Genomic DNA, 17542 nt, shown 5'->3' with positions numbered 1-17542 from the left:
TGCCCGGCGATGGAACTGCGGCGGTGCAGCGTTCAGCGCGCTGCCGGCTCCCGCTTCACCCGGAACCACGCCGCGTACATCGCAGGCAAAGCCAGCAGGGTCAGCACCGTCGCAACGACAAGACCACCCATGATCGCCACCGCCATCGGTCCCCAGAACACACTGCGGGACAAGGGAATCATCGCCAGCACAGCCGCAGCGGCGGTCAGCACGATGGGGCGCATGCGCCGCACGGCGGATTCCACCACCGCGTCCCAGGCCGGGACGCCGCGCGCACGGTCCTGCTCGATCTGGTCGATCAGGATCACCGAGTTGCGCTGGATCATGCCCATGAGCGCGATCACGCCCAGCAGCGCCACAAAACCGAATGGCCGGTTGAGCAACAGCAACGCGCCCGCCACACCCGCCAACCCCAACGGTCCGGTGAGGAACACCAGCACCGAGCGGCTGAAACTCTGCAACTGCAGCATCAGCAGGGTGAACACAATGAACAACATCAGCGGAATGCCCACCGCGATCGACGACGAACCCTTGCTGCTCTCAGCCACCGCGCCTGCCACCTCGATTCGGTAGTCGGACAGGCCCTGCGAGGCCCAGCCATCGCTGATCTTTTTCAGCACCGGCTGCAATTCGGCCGTGACCGTCGCACCCTGCAGGCCCTCGACCACATCGCCCTGCACCGTGATCGCATAGTCGCGGTTCTCACGCCACAGCACGCCAGCCTCCCAGTCGAACACCGGCCTGGCAATCTGCAACAGCGGGATGCTTTTCCCGTTGCTCGTGGGCAGGTTGGCATTGGCCAGGTCGGAGATGGCGCTGCGTTCGTCCAGCGGCTGACGCAGCACGATGTCGATCAGTTTGTCGCCGTCCCGGTACTGGCCCACGGTGCTGCCGCTGAGCAAGGTGCGTGCGGCCTGTGCAATCGACTGGCTGGACACACCCAGCGCGCGCGCCTTGGCCTGGTCCACCTCCAGCCGCAGACGCTTGACCGATTCGTTCCAGTTGTCGTTGACACCACGCATGTTGGGGTTGGCGCGCATGGCCACCTTCACCTCGTCGGCCAGCGTGCGCAGCTGCGCGGGGTCGGTGCCGACCACGCGGAACTGCACCGGATACGGCACGGGTGGACCGTTGGGCAGTAGCTTCACGCGTCCGCGCACCTCGGGGAATTCGGTGGCCAGCAAAGCCGGCAGCGCCTTGCGCAAACGCTCACGCGTCTTCAGGTCTTGCGGCAACACGATGAGCTGCGACACGTTGGTCTGCGGAAAGATCTGGTCCAGCGGCAAATAGAAGCGCGGCACGCCCGAACCGATCCAGGTGCTCACACTCTTGACGCCCTCTTCCGCCGCCATGCGCGCTTCCAGCCGCTTCGTCACCTCGTCCATGGCCTGGATGCTGCTGCCCTCGGGCAGCCAGATGTCCACCAGAATCTCGGGCCGGCTCGAGTCCGGAAAGAACTGCTGCTGCACCTGCCCCATGCCGACGATGCCCAGCACAAAGGTGAGCACGGTGGCACCGATGGTGATCCAGCGGTGCTGCACGCACCAGTCCACCACCGCACGGAAACGCACGTAGAACGGGCCGTCGAACACCTCGTGAACCTCGCCCACGTGCGGCTTGACCTTGAGCAGGCGCACGCCCAGGTAGGGCACGAAGAACACCGCCACGATCCACGACAGCAGCAGCGCAATCACCGTCACCGCGAAGATGGCGAAGGTGTATTCACCGGTGGTGGAGTTGGCCAGGCCGATGGGCAGGAAACCGGCCGCCGTGATCAGCGTGCCGGTGAGCATGGGCATGGCCGTGGCCTCCCAGGTGAAGGTGGCCGCGCGCACCATGCTGTAGCCCTCTTCGAGCTTGCGCACCATCATCTCCACCGCAATGATCGCGTCGTCCACCAGCAGGCCCAGCGCAATGATGAGTGAGCCCAGCGAGATCTTGTGCAGCCCGATGCCCCAGTAGTTCATGGCCAGGAAGGTCATGGCCAGCACCAGCGGGATCGTGATCAGCACCACCAGACCCGGGCGCATGTCCAGCGTGTAGCCGCGCAGGCCCTTGCTGCCCGCGCGCTTGTGCAGGCCCAGCGCCAGAAAACTCACCGCCAGCACGATCACCACCGCTTCAATCAACACGGTCACGAACTCGTTCACGCTTCGGGTCACCGCGCTCGGCTGGTCCTGCACCTGCGCCAGCACCATGCCGGCGGGCAGCGTGGCCTCGATGCGAGCCACCGTGGTCTTGAGCGCCTTGCCCAGCGCAATGATGTCGCCGCCCTTGGCCATGGAAATGCCCAGGCCGATGCTGTCCTTGCCGTTGTGGCGCACCAGCACCTGGGGTGGGTCCACGTAGCCCAGGCGGATGTCGGCGATGTCGCCCAGGCGGATCTGCGTGCCGTTGGCCGCGCGGATCGGCATCGCGTTGAGTTGCTCCACCGAGTTGAAAGCCCCGCCCACGCGCACCTGCACCACGTCGTGTGGCGACTGAACCGCGCCAGCCGAGGCCACCGCGTTCTGCTGGCCCAGCGCGTCGAACACCTGCTGCAGGTTCAGGCCCAGCACCGCCAGACGTTTCTGCGAAATCTCGATGAACAACTTCTCGTCCTGGGCGCCGAAGAGCTCCACCTTGCTCACATCGGGCACACGCAGCAGCTGCTGGCGCACGTTGTCGGCCACCTGCTTCTTGTCCGCGTATGAAAACCCGTCACCCTGCAGCGCGTAGATCACACCGAACACGTCGCCGAATTCGTCGTTGAAAAACGGTCCCACCACCCCCTGCGGCAGCGTGGCCTGCATGTCGCCGATCTTCTTGCGCGCCGTGTACCAGATCTGCGGTACCTCGGCGGCAGGCGACGAGTCCTTCAGCTGAAAGATCACCAGCGTTTCGCCGGGCTTGGAATAGCTGCGGATCTTGTCGGCGTAGGGCACCTCCTGCAGCGTCTTCTCGATGCGATCGGCCACCTGCTCGGCCACCTGCTCGGCCGTGGCGCCGGGCCAGTAGGCCCGCACCACCATGGCGCGAAAGGTGAACGGCGGGTCTTCGTCCTGCCCGAGCTGAAAGTACGCTGCCACGCCCAGCAACATCAGCACGATCATGAGATAGCGCGTGAAGGCCTGGTGGTCCAGTGCCCACTGCGAGAGGTTGAAGCGCGACACCCACGTCGCGGCCTGGTCGGCGGAGGAATAGTCGGACGAACTCATGCGGTCCTCACTTCGTGGCCGCGCCAACAAAACGTGTCACCTTCTGCCCCGGCGACAACACATGCACACCCGCGGCCACCACCTCGTCGCCCGGCTTCAGGCCCGAGGCGATCACCATCTCGTTGCCATCGGCACCGGCAACCACCACCGGGCGTGGCTGCACCGTGCTGCTGGCGGCGTCAAACACCCAGACCGCGCTGCCGCTGCGGTCGCCGGCCTCGGAGCGCATCAGCGCCGAGGTGGGCAGCTTGATGGCCGCGGTCGGCGCCCCGGCGGGCGGCGCCATCGTCACGTAGGCCGTGGCACCCAGCGGTGCGGTGGCGCCCTCGGTCAGCGACAGCTTCACCTGGTAGGTGCGTGTGACCGGGTCGGCACTGGCCGCCACCTCGCGCACCACCGCGCTCAGGGGCGCAGCATCGCCCGCAGGTGAACCCGACCACAGGCGCACCTGCGCGGCCTGGCCGGTCTTCAGCGCGGCCAGGCGGTCTTCGGGCACCGCAAACACCACGTCGCGCGGACCGTCCAGGGCCACGCGCACCACGGGCGTGCCGGCGGCCACCACCTGCCCCACCTCGGCGTCCACCGCGAGCACCACACCCGCCCCGTCGGCCAGCAAGCGGGCATATGCCGCCTGGTTGCCTTGCACGGTGCCCTGGGCGCGCGCCTGGCGCAGCGTGGCTTCGGCCGATTGCAGCGTCGCCTGCCGGCGCTCGATCTCGGCGCCGCTCACGAAACCCTGGGCCAGCAGGTCCTGGTAACGCTTGAGGTCGGCCGCAGCCAGATCGCGCTGGGTCTGCGCCGCGCTCACCTGGGCCTGGGCGGCCTGGCTGGAGAGCACGAGGTCTTGCGCGTCGAGCTGGGCCAGCAACGCACCCGTGTTCACCCGTTGTCCCACCTGGGCTGGGCGCTGCACCAGCTTGCCCCCGACCCGAAAGCCCAGCCGGGATTCCGTGCGCGCCCGCACCTCACCCGCGTACTCGGTCTGGGCACCCAAGGCGCTGGCCCCCACCGTCATCAGCTTGACCGACCGGATGGGTTCGGTGGGCGCCGGAGCGGGCGCGCACGCCGCCAAGGCGAGCGTGGCGGTCATGATCAGGACAAGATGCGGCGTTTTCATGGCGGTCAGGACGTTGTGAAAATGGGTGGGGCGCGGCAAGATCACGCGCCGACAAGGCCCGTATATTACTGACTGACCGGTTAGTAATCAAAATCTCCGACGAAAATCACACCCCATTCATGACGCAACCCACGCCCGCCACCCCGCCACCGACAGACGACCGCGCCCACGGTCAGGCTGAGGCGGCACGCATGGCGAACCCCGGCGCGCTGGGCGCCCTGGGCCCGGGCGTGGGGCACTATGAAAACTTCCCCGTGGCTTCGTGGCTCTGCCCGCCCCGGCTGCGCCCCACGGTCGCAGCCATCTACCGGTTCGCCCGCACGGCCGACGACATCGCAGACGAAGGCCAGGCCACAGCCGCAGAGCGGCTGGCCGATCTGGCCGCTTGCCGCAGCGAGCTGGCGCGTTGCATCGATAAGGCCGCCGGCGGCGCCGTGGTGCCCGCGCCCGAGCGCTGGCCGGCGGTGTTCGGCCCGCTGGGTCTGGCCATTGCGCGCCACGACCTGCCCACGCAACTGCTGCACGACCTGCTGAGCGCCTTCGAGCAAGACGTGCGGTACACCGCGCAACAGCACCGTTACGAGAACACCGAAGAACTGCTGGGTTACTGCCGCCTTTCGGCCAACCCGGTGGGGCGGCTGCTGCTGCACCTGTACGGCGTGCACGACGCGCGCTCGCTGCAGCAGAGCGACCAGGTCTGCAGCGCGCTGCAACTCATCAACTTCTGGCAGGACATCAGCCGCGACCTGCCCAACGGGCGCTGCTATCTGCCGGCCGACACCTTGCACCGCCATGGCCTGCAGGTGGCCGACTTCGAACAGCCCACGCTGGAGGTGACCCCCGATCGCCAAGCCGTGGTGGCCGAGCTCTGTGCCTACGCGCGCGGCCTCATGCAGCTGGGCGCTCCGCTGGCGCGGCGGGTGCCGGGGCGGGCCGGGTGGGAGCTGCGCCTGGTGGTGCAAGGTGGCTTGCGCATCCTGGACGCCATCGAAGAAGACGGTCACCGCAGCTGGCAGACCCGTGTGACGCTGCAACGCGCCGACCTGCCGCGGCTGGCGTGGCGCGCGCTGTGGATGTGAAGTCGCGCGCACATCGCATCGCGCAGGTGACACGCAAGCCGTTGCAGTCGCTGAAATGCCACTGAAGGCCGCGCCCCCCGTACAAGCTCTGGGGTGGTGAGCGCAGACCCTGTGCCATACTGATTTTCCATGGCACAGGCATTCCCTTTCTCCGCGATAGTTGGTCAAGACGAGATGAAAACGGCGATCCTGATCGCCGCCATCGATCCCTCCATCGGAGGTGTTCTGGTCCTCGGTGACCGGGGCACCGGCAAGTCCACCGCGGTGCGGGCGCTGGCCGCCTTGCTGCCGAAAATGCGGGCGGTGAACGGGTGTCGCTACAGCTGCGATCCGGCCGACCCCGCCAGCCGCTGCGCCGACTGCGCCCAGCTTCGCGGCCCCGACCAGCCGCCCCCCAAGACCCACCTCATTCCCGTGCCCGTGGTCGACCTGCCCCTGGGTGCCACCGAAGACCGTGTGGTCGGCGCGCTCGATCTGGAGCGCGCGCTCTCGCAGGGCGTGAAGGCTTTCGAACCCGGCCTGCTGGCGCAGGCGAACCGCGGCTTTCTCTACATCGACGAAGTCAACCTGCTCGAAGACCACCTGGTCGATCTGCTGATCGACGTGGCCGCCTCGGGCGAGAACGTGGTCGAGCGCGAAGGCCTGTCGGTGCGCCATCCCGCGCGTTTTGTGCTGGTGGGCAGCGGCAACCCCGAAGAAGGTGAACTGCGTCCGCAACTGCTGGACCGCTTCGGCTTGTCGGTGGAGGTGAAGACACCCGAGCTGCTGCAGGAGCGCGTGGAGGTGGTGCGCCGGCGCGATGCGTTTGAACAGGACCGCGAGGCTTTCATCGCGAGCTGGCAGAAGGAAGACGAACGCATCCGCCGCAAACTCGTGGCGGCGCGCAAACGCCTGGTTGACGTGGAGATCACCGACGCCGCACGCCAGCGCGCCGCGGCCCTGTGCATGGCGCTGGGCACCGACGGCCTGCGCGGCGACCTCACACTCATCCGCGCCGCGCGCGCCATCGCCGCGCTGCAGGGCGATGCCGCCGTGACCGACGCGCACTTCAAACGTGTGGCCGGCCCCGCGCTGCGCCACCGTCTGCGCCGCAATCCACTGGACAACGCCGGCTCCACGGCCCGGGTCGACCGCGCCGTTGCCGAACTGATGGGCGCCTGAGCGCGGGTCTCGGGCTCACCACCGATGCTCGACACCCTCACATCCCCGGTTCCCAACGCCGACGCGGCCCTGGTCGCGGCCTTGCTGGCGGTGGACCCGGCTGGCCTCGGTGGCGTGGCCTTGCGCGCAAGCGCCGGCCCCTTGCGCGACGCCTGGCTCACCCTGCTGCGCGAAAACCTGCCCGCCAGCACCCCCATGCACCGCGTGCCCCTGCACGCCACCGACTCGGCCCTGCTCGGCGGGCTCGATCTGGCCGCCACCCTGCACGCCGGGCGCCCGGTGGCCCAACTCGGATTGCTCGCACGCTGCGACGGCGGTGTGCTGCTGCTGGCCATGGCCGAGCGCGTGGGTGCCGGTGTGGCGTCGCAACTTTCGGCCGTGCTCGACACGCAGGTGGTGGCGCTGGAGCGCGACGGCCTCACGCAGCGCCGCCCCGCGCGCGTGGCGCTGGTGGCGCTGGACGAAGGCGATGGTGACGAAGAACAGATGCCCGCCACCTTGCTTGACCGCGTGGCCTTTCACCTGGTGCTGCAGGCCGCCGCATCGGACGACGATGCGCCGGTGGACTGGACACGCACCGAGATCGCCGAGGCGCGCGCGCGCCTGGCCCAGGTGGTCGTTCCCGAGAGCGTGGTGCAGGCGTTGTGTGCCGCCTCGCTGGTGTGGGGCGTGTACTCCATGCGCGCGCCCCTGCTCGCGGTGCGCGTGGCGCGCGCTGCAGCAGCCTTGTCGGGCATGGACGAGGCCGAAGAGGTGCACGCCTCGCTGGCGGCGCGCCTTGTGCTGGCGCCACGCGCCACCCGCGTGCCCGCACCACCGGCGGAAGAAACCGACGACACGCCCCCGCCACCGGCCGAAGCGCAGGAGGCCGCACCCGATGAAGACGACGCTCAGGACACGCCACCCCCTGACTCACCGCAAGACGAAACGGAGAACACGCAGGACGAGGAGGAAGCCCCCGGCGCACTGGACGACCGCCTGATCGAAGCCGTGCGCGCCGCCATTCCCCCGGGCCTGCTGGCGGCCTTGCAGATGGGCCAGGCCCGGCAAGCGCGCGCCGCGGCCGCTGGCCGCTCGGGCGAGCTCATGAAGAACCAGAACCGCGGGCGCCCGGTGGGCACACGCCGCGCCGAACCCCGCTCGGGGGCCAGGCTGCACATTCTGGAAACGCTGCGCGCCGCCGCGCCCTGGCAGCGATTGCGTCAACAACGAGCGGATGGCCCCAAGCGCATCCAGGTGCGGCGCGAGGACTTTCACGTGGTGCGCTTCCGCCAGCGCCGGCCCACCACCACGCTGTTCGTGGTGGACGCCTCGGGCTCGGCTGCGCTGCACCGCCTGGCCGAGGCCAAGGGCGCGGTGGAGTTGCTGCTGGCCGAGTGTTATGTGCGGCGCGACAAGGTCGCGGTGCTGGCGTTTCGCGGCGAGGGCTGCGAGCTGCTGCTGCCGCCCACGCGCTCGCTGGCGCGTGCCAAGCGCAGCCTGGCCGCGCTGCCCGGCGGTGGCGGCACGCCGCTGGCGGCCGGCATTGAAGCCGCGCGCGAACTCGCGCAGCAGATCGGGCGCCAGGGCGAAACGCCGGTGGTGGTGATGCTCACCGACGGCCGCGCCAACGTGGCTCGCGACGGTCGCCACGGCCGGGTCCAGGCCACCGAAGACGCGCTGGCCGCCGCCGACGCGTTCCGCCTCGCCGGTTTCGCAGCGCTGCTCATCGACACCTCGGCGCAACCGGGCGAAGCTTCGCGCCAGATGGCCGAGCGCATGGGCGCCACCTGTGTGCCGCTGCCACACGCGGGCGCGGCCGGCCTGTCGCAGGCCGTGCGGCTGGCGAGTGTGCCCGGCGCACGCTGAACCGTTCAACATGGGTCAAGCCCTCGACTGGCAACGCGACGGCCCCCGCTGGCCGCACCACGCGCTGAGCAGCTTCGTGTGGGCGTCCGGCCTGCAGTGGCATGTGCAGCGGTTCGCCGGCCCCGAAGGCGCGCCCTGTCTGGTGCTGCTGCACGGCACCGGCGCCTCCACGCATTCGTGGCGCGACCTCGCGCCGCTGCTCGCGCAGCGCTTCGAGGTGGTGACCATGGACCTGCCCGGCCACGCCTTCACCGGCATGCCGCCGGGCGGCGTGGGGTCGCCGCAACTTTCCTTGCCCGGCATGGCCCGCGCGGTGCATGGTTTGCTGCAGACGCTGGCCCTCAGCCCGGCGATGCTGGTGGGTCATTCGGCCGGTGCGGCCGTGGCGGTGCGGATGTGCCTGGACGGCCTGGCCACGCCTCGTTCGGTGCTGGGCCTCAACGCTGCGCTGATGCCGCTGGGAGGGCTGGCGGGTCGCCTGTTTTCGCCGGTGGCCAAGCTCATGGCGTCTGCGCCGTTCGTGCCGCGCCTGTTCGCCTGGCACGCCAACGAACCCGCCGTGTTGCAGCGCCTGCTGCTGAGCACCGGCTCCACGCTGGACGCCACCGGCACGGCGCTCTACCGCCAGCTCGTCAGCAGCCCCGAACACGCGGCGGGCGCGCTGGGCATGATGGCCAACTGGGATCTCGACTCCCTCTGGCGCGACCTGCCCCGCCTGGCCGTGCCGCTGGATCTGGTGGTGGGCGAACGCGACCGCACCGTGCCGCCCGAGCAGGCCACCCGCGCCATGGCCCGGCTTCCGTCGGCGTTGAACGCGCAGTACCTGCAGCTCGACGGCCTGGGGCACCTCGCGCACGAAGAGCAGCCCGACACGGTGGCGCGGCTCATCAACGAACGCTTCAACGCACGCGCCTGACGCCTTGCCTCAGGGCACCACGCTGTCGATGCGGATCTGCAATTGCGCGCTGTTGCTCGGCACCGGGCCGCTGCTGCCTTGCAGGTCGCCGCTCTGGGGCATGGCCTGCCCTGTGCGGCTGATTCGGGCCTCCACCACCACCTGTTCGTGCATCGACACGCGAAGCTCGGGCGCCATGGCCTGGCTGTCGTCAAGAGAAAAAGCGACGGGGCCAGCACTCGCCGCCACGCGCATCACGGCCAGCGGCATGCGCGGACCTTGCACCGGGCGCGCGAACACGAACAAGGTGTCGCCCGCCGCGAGCCTGGCTTGCAACTCGGGCGCGATGGTGATCTGCCCATGCACGCCGGGGTGGCTGGACGCGGCCGGCGCCGGGTCGGCGGGTGCTGCGGCCAGGCGCGCCGCGCCACCAGGTTGTGATGCGATGCCGGCCCGCGCGGCTTCCAGGCTGCTCTCCAATCCTTGAGCAAAGGGGCTGCCCGGCGCGGCGCGCTCTCGGGCGCGTTGCCAGAACGCTGCAGCCGCCACAAAGTCCTGGCGGCCGTATGCCGAACTGCCGGCCAGGGCGAGCGCCTTGGGGTGGCCCGGGTCGATCGCCAGCGCCCGGTTGACCAGGCGCATGGGCTCCCCGTCGGCGCTCTGGCCTTGCAGCAGCGACAGCAGATCGGCACGGTCGGCGAGCAGGTCGGCGTTGTCGGGGGTGAGCTCCAGCGCGCGCTGGTAGGCCTTGTCGGCGTCGGCAAAGCGCTGGCGGCTGGCGTGTGCGCGGGCCAGCATCTCCCAGGCGGAGGCATCGGCTTTCTGCCCGGGCGGGCGGCCCTCGAGTTGCTGGGTCATCTGGCGAATCATGGCGTCGACATCGCCGTCAGAGGCGCCCTCCTGCCGGGCGAGTTCAGCTTCGAAGCGCACCGCGTCGGGCTCACCGAGCCAGACATACAAGCCGATGGCCAGCGCAGGCACGGCCAGCAGCAAGCCGGTGGCGGTGCCGTGCCGGTGGGTGGTGCGCACACGCTGGTCCAGCGGCGCCGACTCCTCGATCACGCGCCGCGCCAGTTCCTCGCGCGCCTGCTCGAATTCCGCGGATGAGAGCTTGCCTTCGGCGTGCTCCGCATCCAGTTGGGCACGCTGCTCGCGCAGCAGCGCCAGGTTGGCCTGCTGCGGCATGGTGGGCACGGCGGTCGCACGCGTGCGCCACAGCACCGTCAACAGAGGCCACAGCGCGAGCGCCAGCAGTGCCAACGCGAGAGCAACAAACACGGTCATGGCGTGCCTCCGGCATCGTCGAGCAGGCGCTGGGCGCGCTGCAGTTCGGCGGGACTCAAAGGCGCTGGCTCGGCCAACGGATCACGCCGTCGGATGTTCATCAACAGCACCACCGCAGCCACCAGCAGCAACACAAACGGCCCGGCCCACAGCAGCACGGTGCTGAACTTGAGCGGTGGCCGGTAGAGCACAAAGTCGCCATAACGCTGCGCCATGAAATCCAGGATGTCTTCCTGCGTACGACCTTGCGTGAGCTGCTCGCGGATCTGCTGGCGCAGGTCCTTGGCCAGGTCGGCTTGCGAGGCGGCGATGGTTTCGTTCTGGCACACCAGGCAGCGCAGCTCTTCGGCGATCTTGAGCACGCGCGCTTCCAGCACCGGGTCGGCCGACAAGGGCGCGGCCTTCGATTCAGCCGGCGCCTGCGCGGCCACCCCGCCCGGCCCCAGGAGCCAGCCCAACACCAGGATCATCAGCACAACACGCATGGGCTCAGGCACCGAGTTCGTTCATCAAGGGCAGCAGCTTGTCGCGCACCGCCTCGGGCGTGACCGGGCCGGTGAACTTGAGCCGGATCACACCCTGTTTGTCGATCACATAGGTCTCGGGCACGCCGTAGACACCGAAGTCCAGGCCGACGCGGCCGTCCCTGTCGAACAGCGTGGTCTTGTAGGGGTTGCCGTGTTTGCCCAGCCACGTCAGCGCCAGGTGGCGCTGGTCCTTGTAGTTCAGGCCGATCAGGGGCACGGCGCTGGTTTTGGCCAGGTCCATGAGGACCGGGTGTTCCTGCTGGCAGGCCACACACCACGAGGCCCACACGTTGAGCAGCCACACCTGGCCGCGCAGGTCGTCGGGCGCCACCAGCGTGTCGGGTGCGGCGAGCGTGGGCAGGCGGAACGCGGGCACCGGCTTGTTGATCAACGGCGACGGCACATCGCGCGGGTTGAGCTGCAGGCCCATGCCGAGAAAACCCAGCATCACCACAAAGATGGCCAGCGGCCACAGGTAGCGCTTCATGGGCGCGCGCTCCGCACCGTCATCACCGGGCGTGCTGCGCCCACGCCAACCGCCACCGGCGCGGGCGCCACCACGGCCGCCTTGCGCACGCGGTAGCGCCGGTCCATCACGGCCATCAGTCCTCCCAGCGCCATCAGCAAGCATCCGCCCCAGATCCAGTTGACCAGGGGCTTGTGGTGCAGGCGCACGCTCCAGGCGGTTTCGCTCACCGGCTCACCCAGCGCCACGTACACGTCGCGCATCACGCTGCGGTCGATGGCCACTTCGGTCATCGCCGTGCGGCTCACGGTGTAAATGCGCCGCTCGGGGTGCAGCACCGCCACCAGTTCACCATCGCGGCTCACAGTGAGCGTGGCTTTGGCCGAGGTGTAGTTCGGCCCCTGCACCAGGTCCATGCTGTCGAGCCGGATGCTGTGGCCACCCACCTCGGCGGTCTGGCCCACTTCCATGCGCACGTCGTTCTCGGTCTGGAAGCTGCTCACCACCGTGACCCCGGCGATGAACACCGCCACCCCGAAGTGCGCCAGCAACATGCCGAAGTAGCTGCCCGGCTGGGCACGGAACGCGACCCAGGCCGAAGAAGGATGGGCGCGCAACCGTTGCACCAGGTTGAGCACCGCCGTGCTCGCGACCCACACCGCCAGCAGCAGCCCCAGGCCGGTGAGCGGCGACCAGCGCTGCAGCACCAGCGGCGCGATCGCCGCGCTGGCCACGCTCACACCCGCGGCCCAGCGCAGCTGGTGCGCCAGATCCCCCAGCGAGGCCTGCCGCCAGCGCGCCAGCGGCCCCACGCCCATGAGGAACAAGGCCGGCGCAATGAGCGGCACAAACACCGCGTTGAAGTACGGCGGGCCCACCGAGAGCTTGCCCATGCCGAGTGCGTCGATGAGCAAGGGGTAGAGCGTGCCCAGCAGCACGGCCGCGGCGGCCACCACCAGCAGCACGTTGTTGGCCAGCAGCAGGCTCTCCCGCGAGAGCAATTCGAACGCGCCACCACCGCCCACCCTGGGACCGCGCCAGGCAAACAGCGTGAGCGAGCCGCCCACCACAAGGGTGAAGAACACCAGGATGAACAGGCCGCGCGCCGGGTCGGTGGCAAACGCATGCACCGAGCTGAGCACGCCCGATCGCACGATGAAGGTGCCCAAGAGCGAGAGCGAAAACGCCAGGATCGCCAGCAGCGCCGTCCACAGCTTGAAGCCCCCACGCTTCTCGGTGACCGAGAGCGAATGGATGAGTGCCGTGCCCACCAGCCAGGGCATGAAGGACGCGTTTTCCACCGGGTCCCAGAACCACCAGCCGCCCCAGCCGAGTTCGTAGTAGGCCCAGAAGCTGCCCAGCGCAATGCCCACCGTGAGGAAGCACCAGGCCATGGTGGTCCAGGGGCGCGACCAGTGCGCCCAGGCCGCGTCCACCCGGCCCGCGAGCAGGGCCGACACGGCAAATGCAAAAGCGACCACAAAACCCACGTAGCCCATGTAGAGCATGGGCGGGTGGATCGCCATCCCCAGGTCCTGCAGCAGCGGGTTGAGGTCTTTGCCATCGAGCGGCACCGGGTACAGGCGCTCGAAGGGGTTGGAGGTGAGCAGCGTGAAGAGCAGGAAGCCCACGCTGATCAGGCCCATGAGGCCGAGCACGCGGGCGCGCATGGGTTCGTCGAGCTGATTTGAGAACACGGCCACTGCCAATGTCCAGCCCGCAAGGATCAGGCTCCACAGCAGGATGGAGCCTTCGTGGTTGCCCCACACCGCGGTGATGCGGTAGATCAACGGCGAGCTGGTGTGCGAGTTCTGCGCGGCCAGCAGCACCGAGAAATCGCTGGTGACGAAGGCGTGCATGAGGCAGCCGAACGAGACCAGCAGCAGCACGAACTGCGCAAAGGCCGCCGGGCGGGCCAGCGCCATCCAGTGCCGGCGGCCCTGGTGCGCACCCACCAGCGGAAACACGCTCTGGACCAGTGCCATCACGAGCGCCAGCACGGCGGCGAAATGACCGAGTTCGGGGATCACGGTTGGGCTCCTTGGGGCAGCACCAGCGAGGTCTGTCCGGGCATGGCGTTCGCGTTGCGCGCCTTGTCCAGCGCTTCGGCCGCTTCGGGTGCCATGTAGTTCTCGTCGTGCTTGGCCAGCACCTGCTCCGCACGGAACACGCCGTCAATGCCCAGCTTGCCTTGCGCCACCACGCCCTTGCCTTCCTGGAACAGGTCGGGCAGCAGGCCGGTGTACGTGACCGGAATGCTTTGGGCGGTGTCGGTCACCTTGAAGCGGATGGTGAGCCCTTGGGGTTCACGCACCACACTGCCCTGCTCCACCAGGCCACCCACGCGAAAGTTGCGCTCCTTCGGTGCTTCGTTGGCCACCACCTGCGTGGGGCTGAAGAAAAACACCAGGTTGCTGTTGAAGGCATTGAGCACGAGTGCCGTGGCCGCAGCCAGCGTGGCCAGGCCCACGGCGAGGGCAACGAACCGGCGGTTGCGCGGCTTCATGCCGTGGTCTCCCCGGTGGCACGCTCATCCATCACCTCCTGCGCGAGCAGGCGGCGGCGAAAGCGGATCACCATCAGCTCGGCCACCACCACCGCAGCGCACATGCCCAGCGACCCCCACACATACAGGCCATATCCGCCCATGGCCAGCAGTTCACTCAAGCTGTTCATGCCATGCCCTCCAGTGCCTGCCGCGCCCAGGGCGCGTGGCGTTCACGCTCAAGCATGATCACGCGCACGCGGGCCAGGGCCACCGCAATGCAGTACATCCAGCAGGCCAGCGCCATCACCAGCATGCCCAGCAGCATGGGCGTGGCCATGCTGGGGGCCCTGGTGATGCTGACCGAGGCGCCCTGGTGCAGCGTGTTCCACCACTGCACCGAGAAATAGATGATGGGCAGGTTGACCACCCCCACGATGGCCAGCAGGCCGGCGGCTCGGTCGGCGCGGCGCGTGTCGTCGATCGCGCTGTGCAGCGCCATGAAGCCGATGTAGAGGAAGAGCAGCACCAGCTCGGAGGTGAGCCGCGCGTCCCACACCCACCAGGTGCCCCAGGTGGGCTTGCCCCAGAGCGCACCGGTCCACAGCGCGAGAAAGGTCATGAGCGCGCCGGTGGGCGCCAGCGCCGTGGCCATCATGGACGAGAGGCGCGAGTTGAACACCAGGCCGATGGCCGCCCAGGTGGCCATGGCGAGGTAGACCACCATGGACATCCAGGCCGTGGGCACGTGCACGAAGATGATGCGGTAGGCCTCGCCTTGCTGCGCGTCGGTGGGCGCCACCCACAGGCCAATGTAAAGGCCGATGGCGGTGAGCACCACGGCCAGCGCGCCGAACCACGGCACCAGCCGGCCCGCCAGGGGATAGAAGCGCTGCGGTGCTGCGTAGTGGAACCAGTTGATCGAGGCCATCAGCTCACTCCATGGAGATGCGCAAGGCAGCGCTGGTGACCAGCGGCGCGGCAAACAGGCTCAGCAGCAGCAAGGCAGCGAGCAGCGAAAAATGCCCGCCCACCCCCAGCCCGGCGGAGTGCGCCTCGACCGCGCCCGCGCCGAAGATCAGCACCGGGATCACCAGCGGCAGCGTGAGCAGCGACATCAGCACCCCACCACCACGCAGACCCAGCGTGAGCGCCGCACCGATGGCACCCACCAGGCTGAGCACCGGCGAACCGATGAGCAAGGTGAGCAGCAACACGCCGGTGGCAGAAGCCGAGAGGTCGAACTGCAGCGCCAGCAGCGGCGACACCAGCACCAGCAGCAGCACCGAGCCGCACCAGTGCGCAGCGATCTTGCCCAGCACCAGCAGGGGCAGCGGGTGCGCCGAGAGCAGCAGTTGTTCGAGCGTGCCGTCCTGCAGGTCGTCGGCGAACAGGCGCGCCAGCGGCAGCGTGCAGGCCAGCAGCGCGGCCACCCACACCACGCCCGGCGCCATGGTGCGCAGCAGCGCGGGTTCCGGCCCCACGCCCAGCGGAAACAGGCTCACCACCATCACGAAAAACACCACCGCGGCCAGCGAATCGGTGCGCCGGCGCACGGCGATGCGCAGGTCGCGCTGGAAGACGCAGCGAAAACCCTCCAGCCAGCCCTGCGGCGCGGCGGAAGCGGTCGGGTGCGCGGCCACGTGGGTGTTCACAGGCTGAGCACCTGGTGCGGCGTGTCGTCGAGCGACACGCCCTGGTGGCTGGTGAGCACCACCGCGCCGCCACGCAGCAGCTGGGCGCGTATCAGGCCTTCGAGCCAGGCGGTGGCGGTGGTGTCGAGTGCGTTGAAGGGTTCGTCCAGCACCCACAGCGGAGCTGCGCGCGCCAGCACCAGCCTGGCCAGTCCGCAGCGTCGCCGCTGGCCTTGCGAGAGGCGGCGTGCGGGCGTGCGCTCGAAGCCGCGCAGGCCGGCATCGCCCAAGGCCTGCAGCGCGCCGACCCGGTCGGCAGCCTGGCCGCCCAGCGTGCAGGCGGTGATCAGGTTGTCCAGCGGTGACAGATCGTCCTTGAGCGCGGCGGCATGGCCCAGGTACACGAGGTCGCGGCCCCACTGTTCACGCTGCGCCGCCATTGGCTGGCCGCGCCACAGCACCTGACCTTCCGTGGGCGTGAGCAAGCCACACATCAAGCGCAGCAGGCTGGTCTTGCCGGCGCCGTTGGCTCCCGCCACCCGCAACAACTGGCCGCCGGGCAATTGCAGGTCCAGGCCACTGAACAAGGTGCGTCCGCTGCGGATGCAACTCACCTTGTTCAGGGCCAGTGTGGCGGTCATGGGAGCACTTTCGTGCGCAATGTCGGGGACTTCACCGGTGTGTCTCAAAAATCGTATGTCAACTTGATTTGACACTTATAGCACCAGACGTTTTGAGCAACAAACCGGAAAAACCCATGGCGCGTATGGCATTCGGGCGATTTCAGGTTGCCCTGGAAGGCCCCGGCAGGACGCCGCGCCTGTGTGCGCTGCACAAGAAAAGACCCTTTGACATTCCGAGGTGTCATGTTAGATTGACATTCAGTGATGTCACACATCGATGACATCCCGACCACGGTCAAGGGGCTCTCATGGACATGATGACTCGCATACAAGCCGCGCTGGATCACGAACTGACCCAGGCCAGCAGCCCCAGTGCCCCGCCCCGTCTGATGGCCGCCATGCGCCACGCGGTGTTCCCCGGCGGCGCCCGCATCCGCCCACAGCTCTGCCTGGCCGTGGCCGGTGCCTGCGGCGAAGACGCCCCTGCGCTGACCAACGCCGCCGCCATGGCCATCGAACTGCTGCACTGCGCCTCGCTGGTTCACGACGACATGCCCTGCTTCGACGACGCCGACACGCGCCGCGGCCAACCCACCGTGCACAAGCTGTACGGGGAGCCGCTGGCCCTGCTCACCGGCGACGCATTGATCGTCATGGCCTACCAGATCCTGGCTCGTGCGGGCGCACTGCACCCCAACCGCCTCGCCGGTCTGATCGATACCGTGTGCATCGGCACCGGCGCGCCCGACGGCATCGTGGCCGGACAGGCCTGGGAATGCGAGAACCGGGTCGATCTCGGCCAGTACCAGCGCGCCAAGACCGGCGCCCTGTTCGTGGCCTCCACCTGCGCCGGCGCGCAGGCCGCCGGCGCCGACCCCGAAAGCTGGCGCGCCCTGGGCGAATGCCTGGGCGAGGCCTACCAGGTGGCCGACGACATCCGCGACGTGTTGATGCAGGCCGATGAGCTGGGCAAACCCGCCGGGCAGGACGCCCAGCACGGTCGCCCCAGCGCTGCGGCCGACCTCGGACTTGTGGGCGCCATCGACCATTTCCACGGCCTCATGCAGGCCGCCATCGATTCGGTGCCGGCCTGCCAGAGCCGCCACGCCATGCGCCAGCTGGTGCTGCACGAAGCCAGCCGGCTGATCCCGCAGAGCACCTGCGACCGCATCGAGCTGCAACGCACGCCCGACCACCCCGCCGTGCGCCTGGCCGCCTGAAGGTCG

The 17542-nt window shown here is 68.9% G+C and carries 16 protein-coding genes; 5 read left to right on the top strand and 11 right to left on the bottom strand.

The window, feature by feature from the left end:
• Positions 1–32: 32 nt before the first annotated feature.
• Both BSY239_RS06940 and BSY239_RS06935 read right to left on the bottom strand, forming a co-directional pair.
• Positions 33–3197, bottom strand: coding sequence for an efflux RND transporter permease subunit (locus BSY239_RS06940; protein ID WP_069046203.1), 3165 nt, complete (start codon positions 3195–3197; stop codon positions 33–35).
• Positions 3198–3204: 7 nt separating this feature from the next.
• Positions 3205–4314, bottom strand: a complete 1110-nt coding sequence (locus tag BSY239_RS06935) for an efflux RND transporter periplasmic adaptor subunit (protein ID WP_069046202.1) — start codon at positions 4312–4314, stop codon at positions 3205–3207.
• A 191-nt stretch (positions 4315–4505) separates the two neighbouring features.
• Here BSY239_RS06935 and hpnC point away from each other — a divergent pair, with 191 nt between their 5' ends.
• The 4 genes from hpnC (at position 4506) to bchO (ending at position 9318) form a co-directional block, all read left to right on the top strand.
• Complete coding sequence (gene hpnC, locus BSY239_RS06930) at positions 4506–5393, top strand: squalene synthase HpnC (RefSeq protein WP_069048841.1); 888 nt, start codon at positions 4506–4508, stop codon at positions 5391–5393.
• A gap of 129 nt (positions 5394–5522) precedes the next feature.
• Positions 5523–6554 carry a magnesium chelatase ATPase subunit I gene (gene bchI, locus BSY239_RS06925; protein ID WP_069046201.1) on the top strand — a complete coding sequence of 344 codons (1032 nt, stop codon included), beginning with the start codon at positions 5523–5525 and terminating at the stop codon, positions 6552–6554.
• A 24-nt stretch (positions 6555–6578) separates the two neighbouring features.
• Positions 6579–8402, top strand: coding sequence for a magnesium chelatase subunit D (locus tag BSY239_RS06920; RefSeq protein ID WP_069046200.1), 1824 nt, complete (start codon positions 6579–6581; stop codon positions 8400–8402).
• A 10-nt stretch (positions 8403–8412) separates the two neighbouring features.
• Positions 8413–9318, top strand: a complete 906-nt coding sequence (gene bchO, locus BSY239_RS06915) for an alpha/beta fold hydrolase BchO (RefSeq protein ID WP_069046199.1) — start codon at positions 8413–8415, stop codon at positions 9316–9318.
• Between the two features lie 9 nt (positions 9319–9327).
• Here the strand turns inward: bchO and ccmI are convergent, their stop codons facing one another.
• Genes ccmI through ccmA form a run of 9 tightly spaced genes read right to left on the bottom strand, consistent with a single transcriptional unit; the run spans position 9328 to position 16334 of the window.
• The gene (gene ccmI / locus BSY239_RS06910; protein ID WP_069046198.1) at positions 9328–10581 is read right to left on the bottom strand and encodes a c-type cytochrome biogenesis protein CcmI; all 1254 of its coding nucleotides are present in this window, start codon (positions 10579–10581) and stop codon (positions 9328–9330) included.
• Positions 10578–11066 carry a cytochrome c-type biogenesis protein gene (locus BSY239_RS06905; protein WP_069046197.1) on the bottom strand — a complete coding sequence of 163 codons (489 nt, stop codon included), beginning with the start codon at positions 11064–11066 and terminating at the stop codon, positions 10578–10580. Before BSY239_RS06905 ends, ccmI begins: the two co-directional genes overlap by 4 nt.
• A 4-nt stretch (positions 11067–11070) precedes the next feature.
• Entirely contained in the window at positions 11071–11595 is a 525-nt protein-coding gene (locus tag BSY239_RS06900) for a DsbE family thiol:disulfide interchange protein (protein WP_069046196.1), read from the bottom strand.
• The gene (locus BSY239_RS06895; RefSeq protein WP_069046195.1) at positions 11592–13604 is read right to left on the bottom strand and encodes a heme lyase CcmF/NrfE family subunit; all 2013 of its coding nucleotides are present in this window, start codon (positions 13602–13604) and stop codon (positions 11592–11594) included. The genes BSY239_RS06900 and BSY239_RS06895 overlap by 4 nt, the downstream gene beginning before the upstream one ends.
• Positions 13601–14080, bottom strand: a complete 480-nt coding sequence (gene ccmE, locus BSY239_RS06890; RefSeq protein WP_069046194.1) for a cytochrome c maturation protein CcmE — start codon at positions 14078–14080, stop codon at positions 13601–13603. The genes BSY239_RS06895 and ccmE overlap by 4 nt, the downstream gene beginning before the upstream one ends.
• A complete protein-coding gene (gene ccmD / locus BSY239_RS06885) occupies positions 14077–14250 on the bottom strand; it encodes a heme exporter protein CcmD (protein ID WP_069046193.1) in 174 nt (57 codons plus the stop codon). Before ccmD ends, ccmE begins: the two co-directional genes overlap by 4 nt.
• Positions 14247–14990, bottom strand: a complete 744-nt coding sequence (gene ccmC / locus BSY239_RS06880) for a heme ABC transporter permease CcmC (RefSeq protein WP_069046192.1) — start codon at positions 14988–14990, stop codon at positions 14247–14249. The genes ccmD and ccmC overlap by 4 nt, the downstream gene beginning before the upstream one ends.
• Positions 14991–14994: 4 nt before the next feature.
• Positions 14995–15660, bottom strand: a complete 666-nt coding sequence (gene ccmB, locus BSY239_RS06875; RefSeq protein ID WP_069048840.1) for a heme exporter protein CcmB — start codon at positions 15658–15660, stop codon at positions 14995–14997.
• Between the two features lie 50 nt (positions 15661–15710).
• Positions 15711–16334: a cytochrome c biogenesis heme-transporting ATPase CcmA gene (gene ccmA, locus BSY239_RS06870; RefSeq protein WP_083239848.1), complete on the bottom strand. Its 624-nt coding sequence runs from the start codon at positions 16332–16334 to the stop codon at positions 15711–15713.
• Between the two features lie 290 nt (positions 16335–16624).
• Between ccmA and BSY239_RS06865 the strand changes: the two genes are divergently transcribed.
• Positions 16625–17536 carry a polyprenyl synthetase family protein gene (locus BSY239_RS06865; RefSeq protein WP_069046191.1) on the top strand — a complete coding sequence of 304 codons (912 nt, stop codon included), beginning with the start codon at positions 16625–16627 and terminating at the stop codon, positions 17534–17536.
• Positions 17537–17542 lie beyond the last annotated feature (6 nt).

The sequence above is a fragment of the Hydrogenophaga sp. RAC07 genome (genome assembly GCF_001713375.1).
Classification (GTDB): domain Bacteria; phylum Pseudomonadota; class Gammaproteobacteria; order Burkholderiales; family Burkholderiaceae_C; genus Hydrogenophaga.
This window is presented reverse-complemented; position numbering and strand designations above follow the sequence as displayed.

Bases quoted from the DNA above. Each gene is read 5' to 3' on its own strand.
- BSY239_RS06940 (WP_069046203.1), bottom strand. From the start codon at position 3,197: ATGAGTTCGTCCGACTATTCCTCCGCCGACCAGGCCGCGACGTGGGTG.
- BSY239_RS06935 (WP_069046202.1), bottom strand. From the start codon at position 4,314: ATGAAAACGCCGCATCTTGTCCTGATCATGACCGCCACGCTCGCCTTG.
- hpnC (WP_069048841.1), top strand. From the start codon at position 4,506: ATGGCGAACCCCGGCGCGCTGGGCGCCCTGGGCCCGGGCGTGGGGCAC.
- bchI (WP_069046201.1), top strand. From the start codon at position 5,523: ATGGCACAGGCATTCCCTTTCTCCGCGATAGTTGGTCAAGACGAGATG.
- BSY239_RS06920 (WP_069046200.1), top strand. From the start codon at position 6,579: ATGCTCGACACCCTCACATCCCCGGTTCCCAACGCCGACGCGGCCCTG.
- bchO (WP_069046199.1), top strand. From the start codon at position 8,413: ATGGGTCAAGCCCTCGACTGGCAACGCGACGGCCCCCGCTGGCCGCAC.
- ccmI (WP_069046198.1), bottom strand. From the start codon at position 10,581: ATGACCGTGTTTGTTGCTCTCGCGTTGGCACTGCTGGCGCTCGCGCTG.
- BSY239_RS06905 (WP_069046197.1), bottom strand. From the start codon at position 11,066: ATGCGTGTTGTGCTGATGATCCTGGTGTTGGGCTGGCTCCTGGGGCCG.
- BSY239_RS06900 (WP_069046196.1), bottom strand. From the start codon at position 11,595: ATGAAGCGCTACCTGTGGCCGCTGGCCATCTTTGTGGTGATGCTGGGT.
- ccmE (WP_069046194.1), bottom strand. From the start codon at position 14,080: ATGAAGCCGCGCAACCGCCGGTTCGTTGCCCTCGCCGTGGGCCTGGCC.
- ccmD (WP_069046193.1), bottom strand. From the start codon at position 14,250: ATGAACAGCTTGAGTGAACTGCTGGCCATGGGCGGATATGGCCTGTAT.
- ccmC (WP_069046192.1), bottom strand. From the start codon at position 14,990: ATGGCCTCGATCAACTGGTTCCACTACGCAGCACCGCAGCGCTTCTAT.
- ccmA (WP_083239848.1), bottom strand. From the start codon at position 16,334: ATGACCGCCACACTGGCCCTGAACAAGGTGAGTTGCATCCGCAGCGGA.
- BSY239_RS06865 (WP_069046191.1), top strand. From the start codon at position 16,625: ATGGACATGATGACTCGCATACAAGCCGCGCTGGATCACGAACTGACC.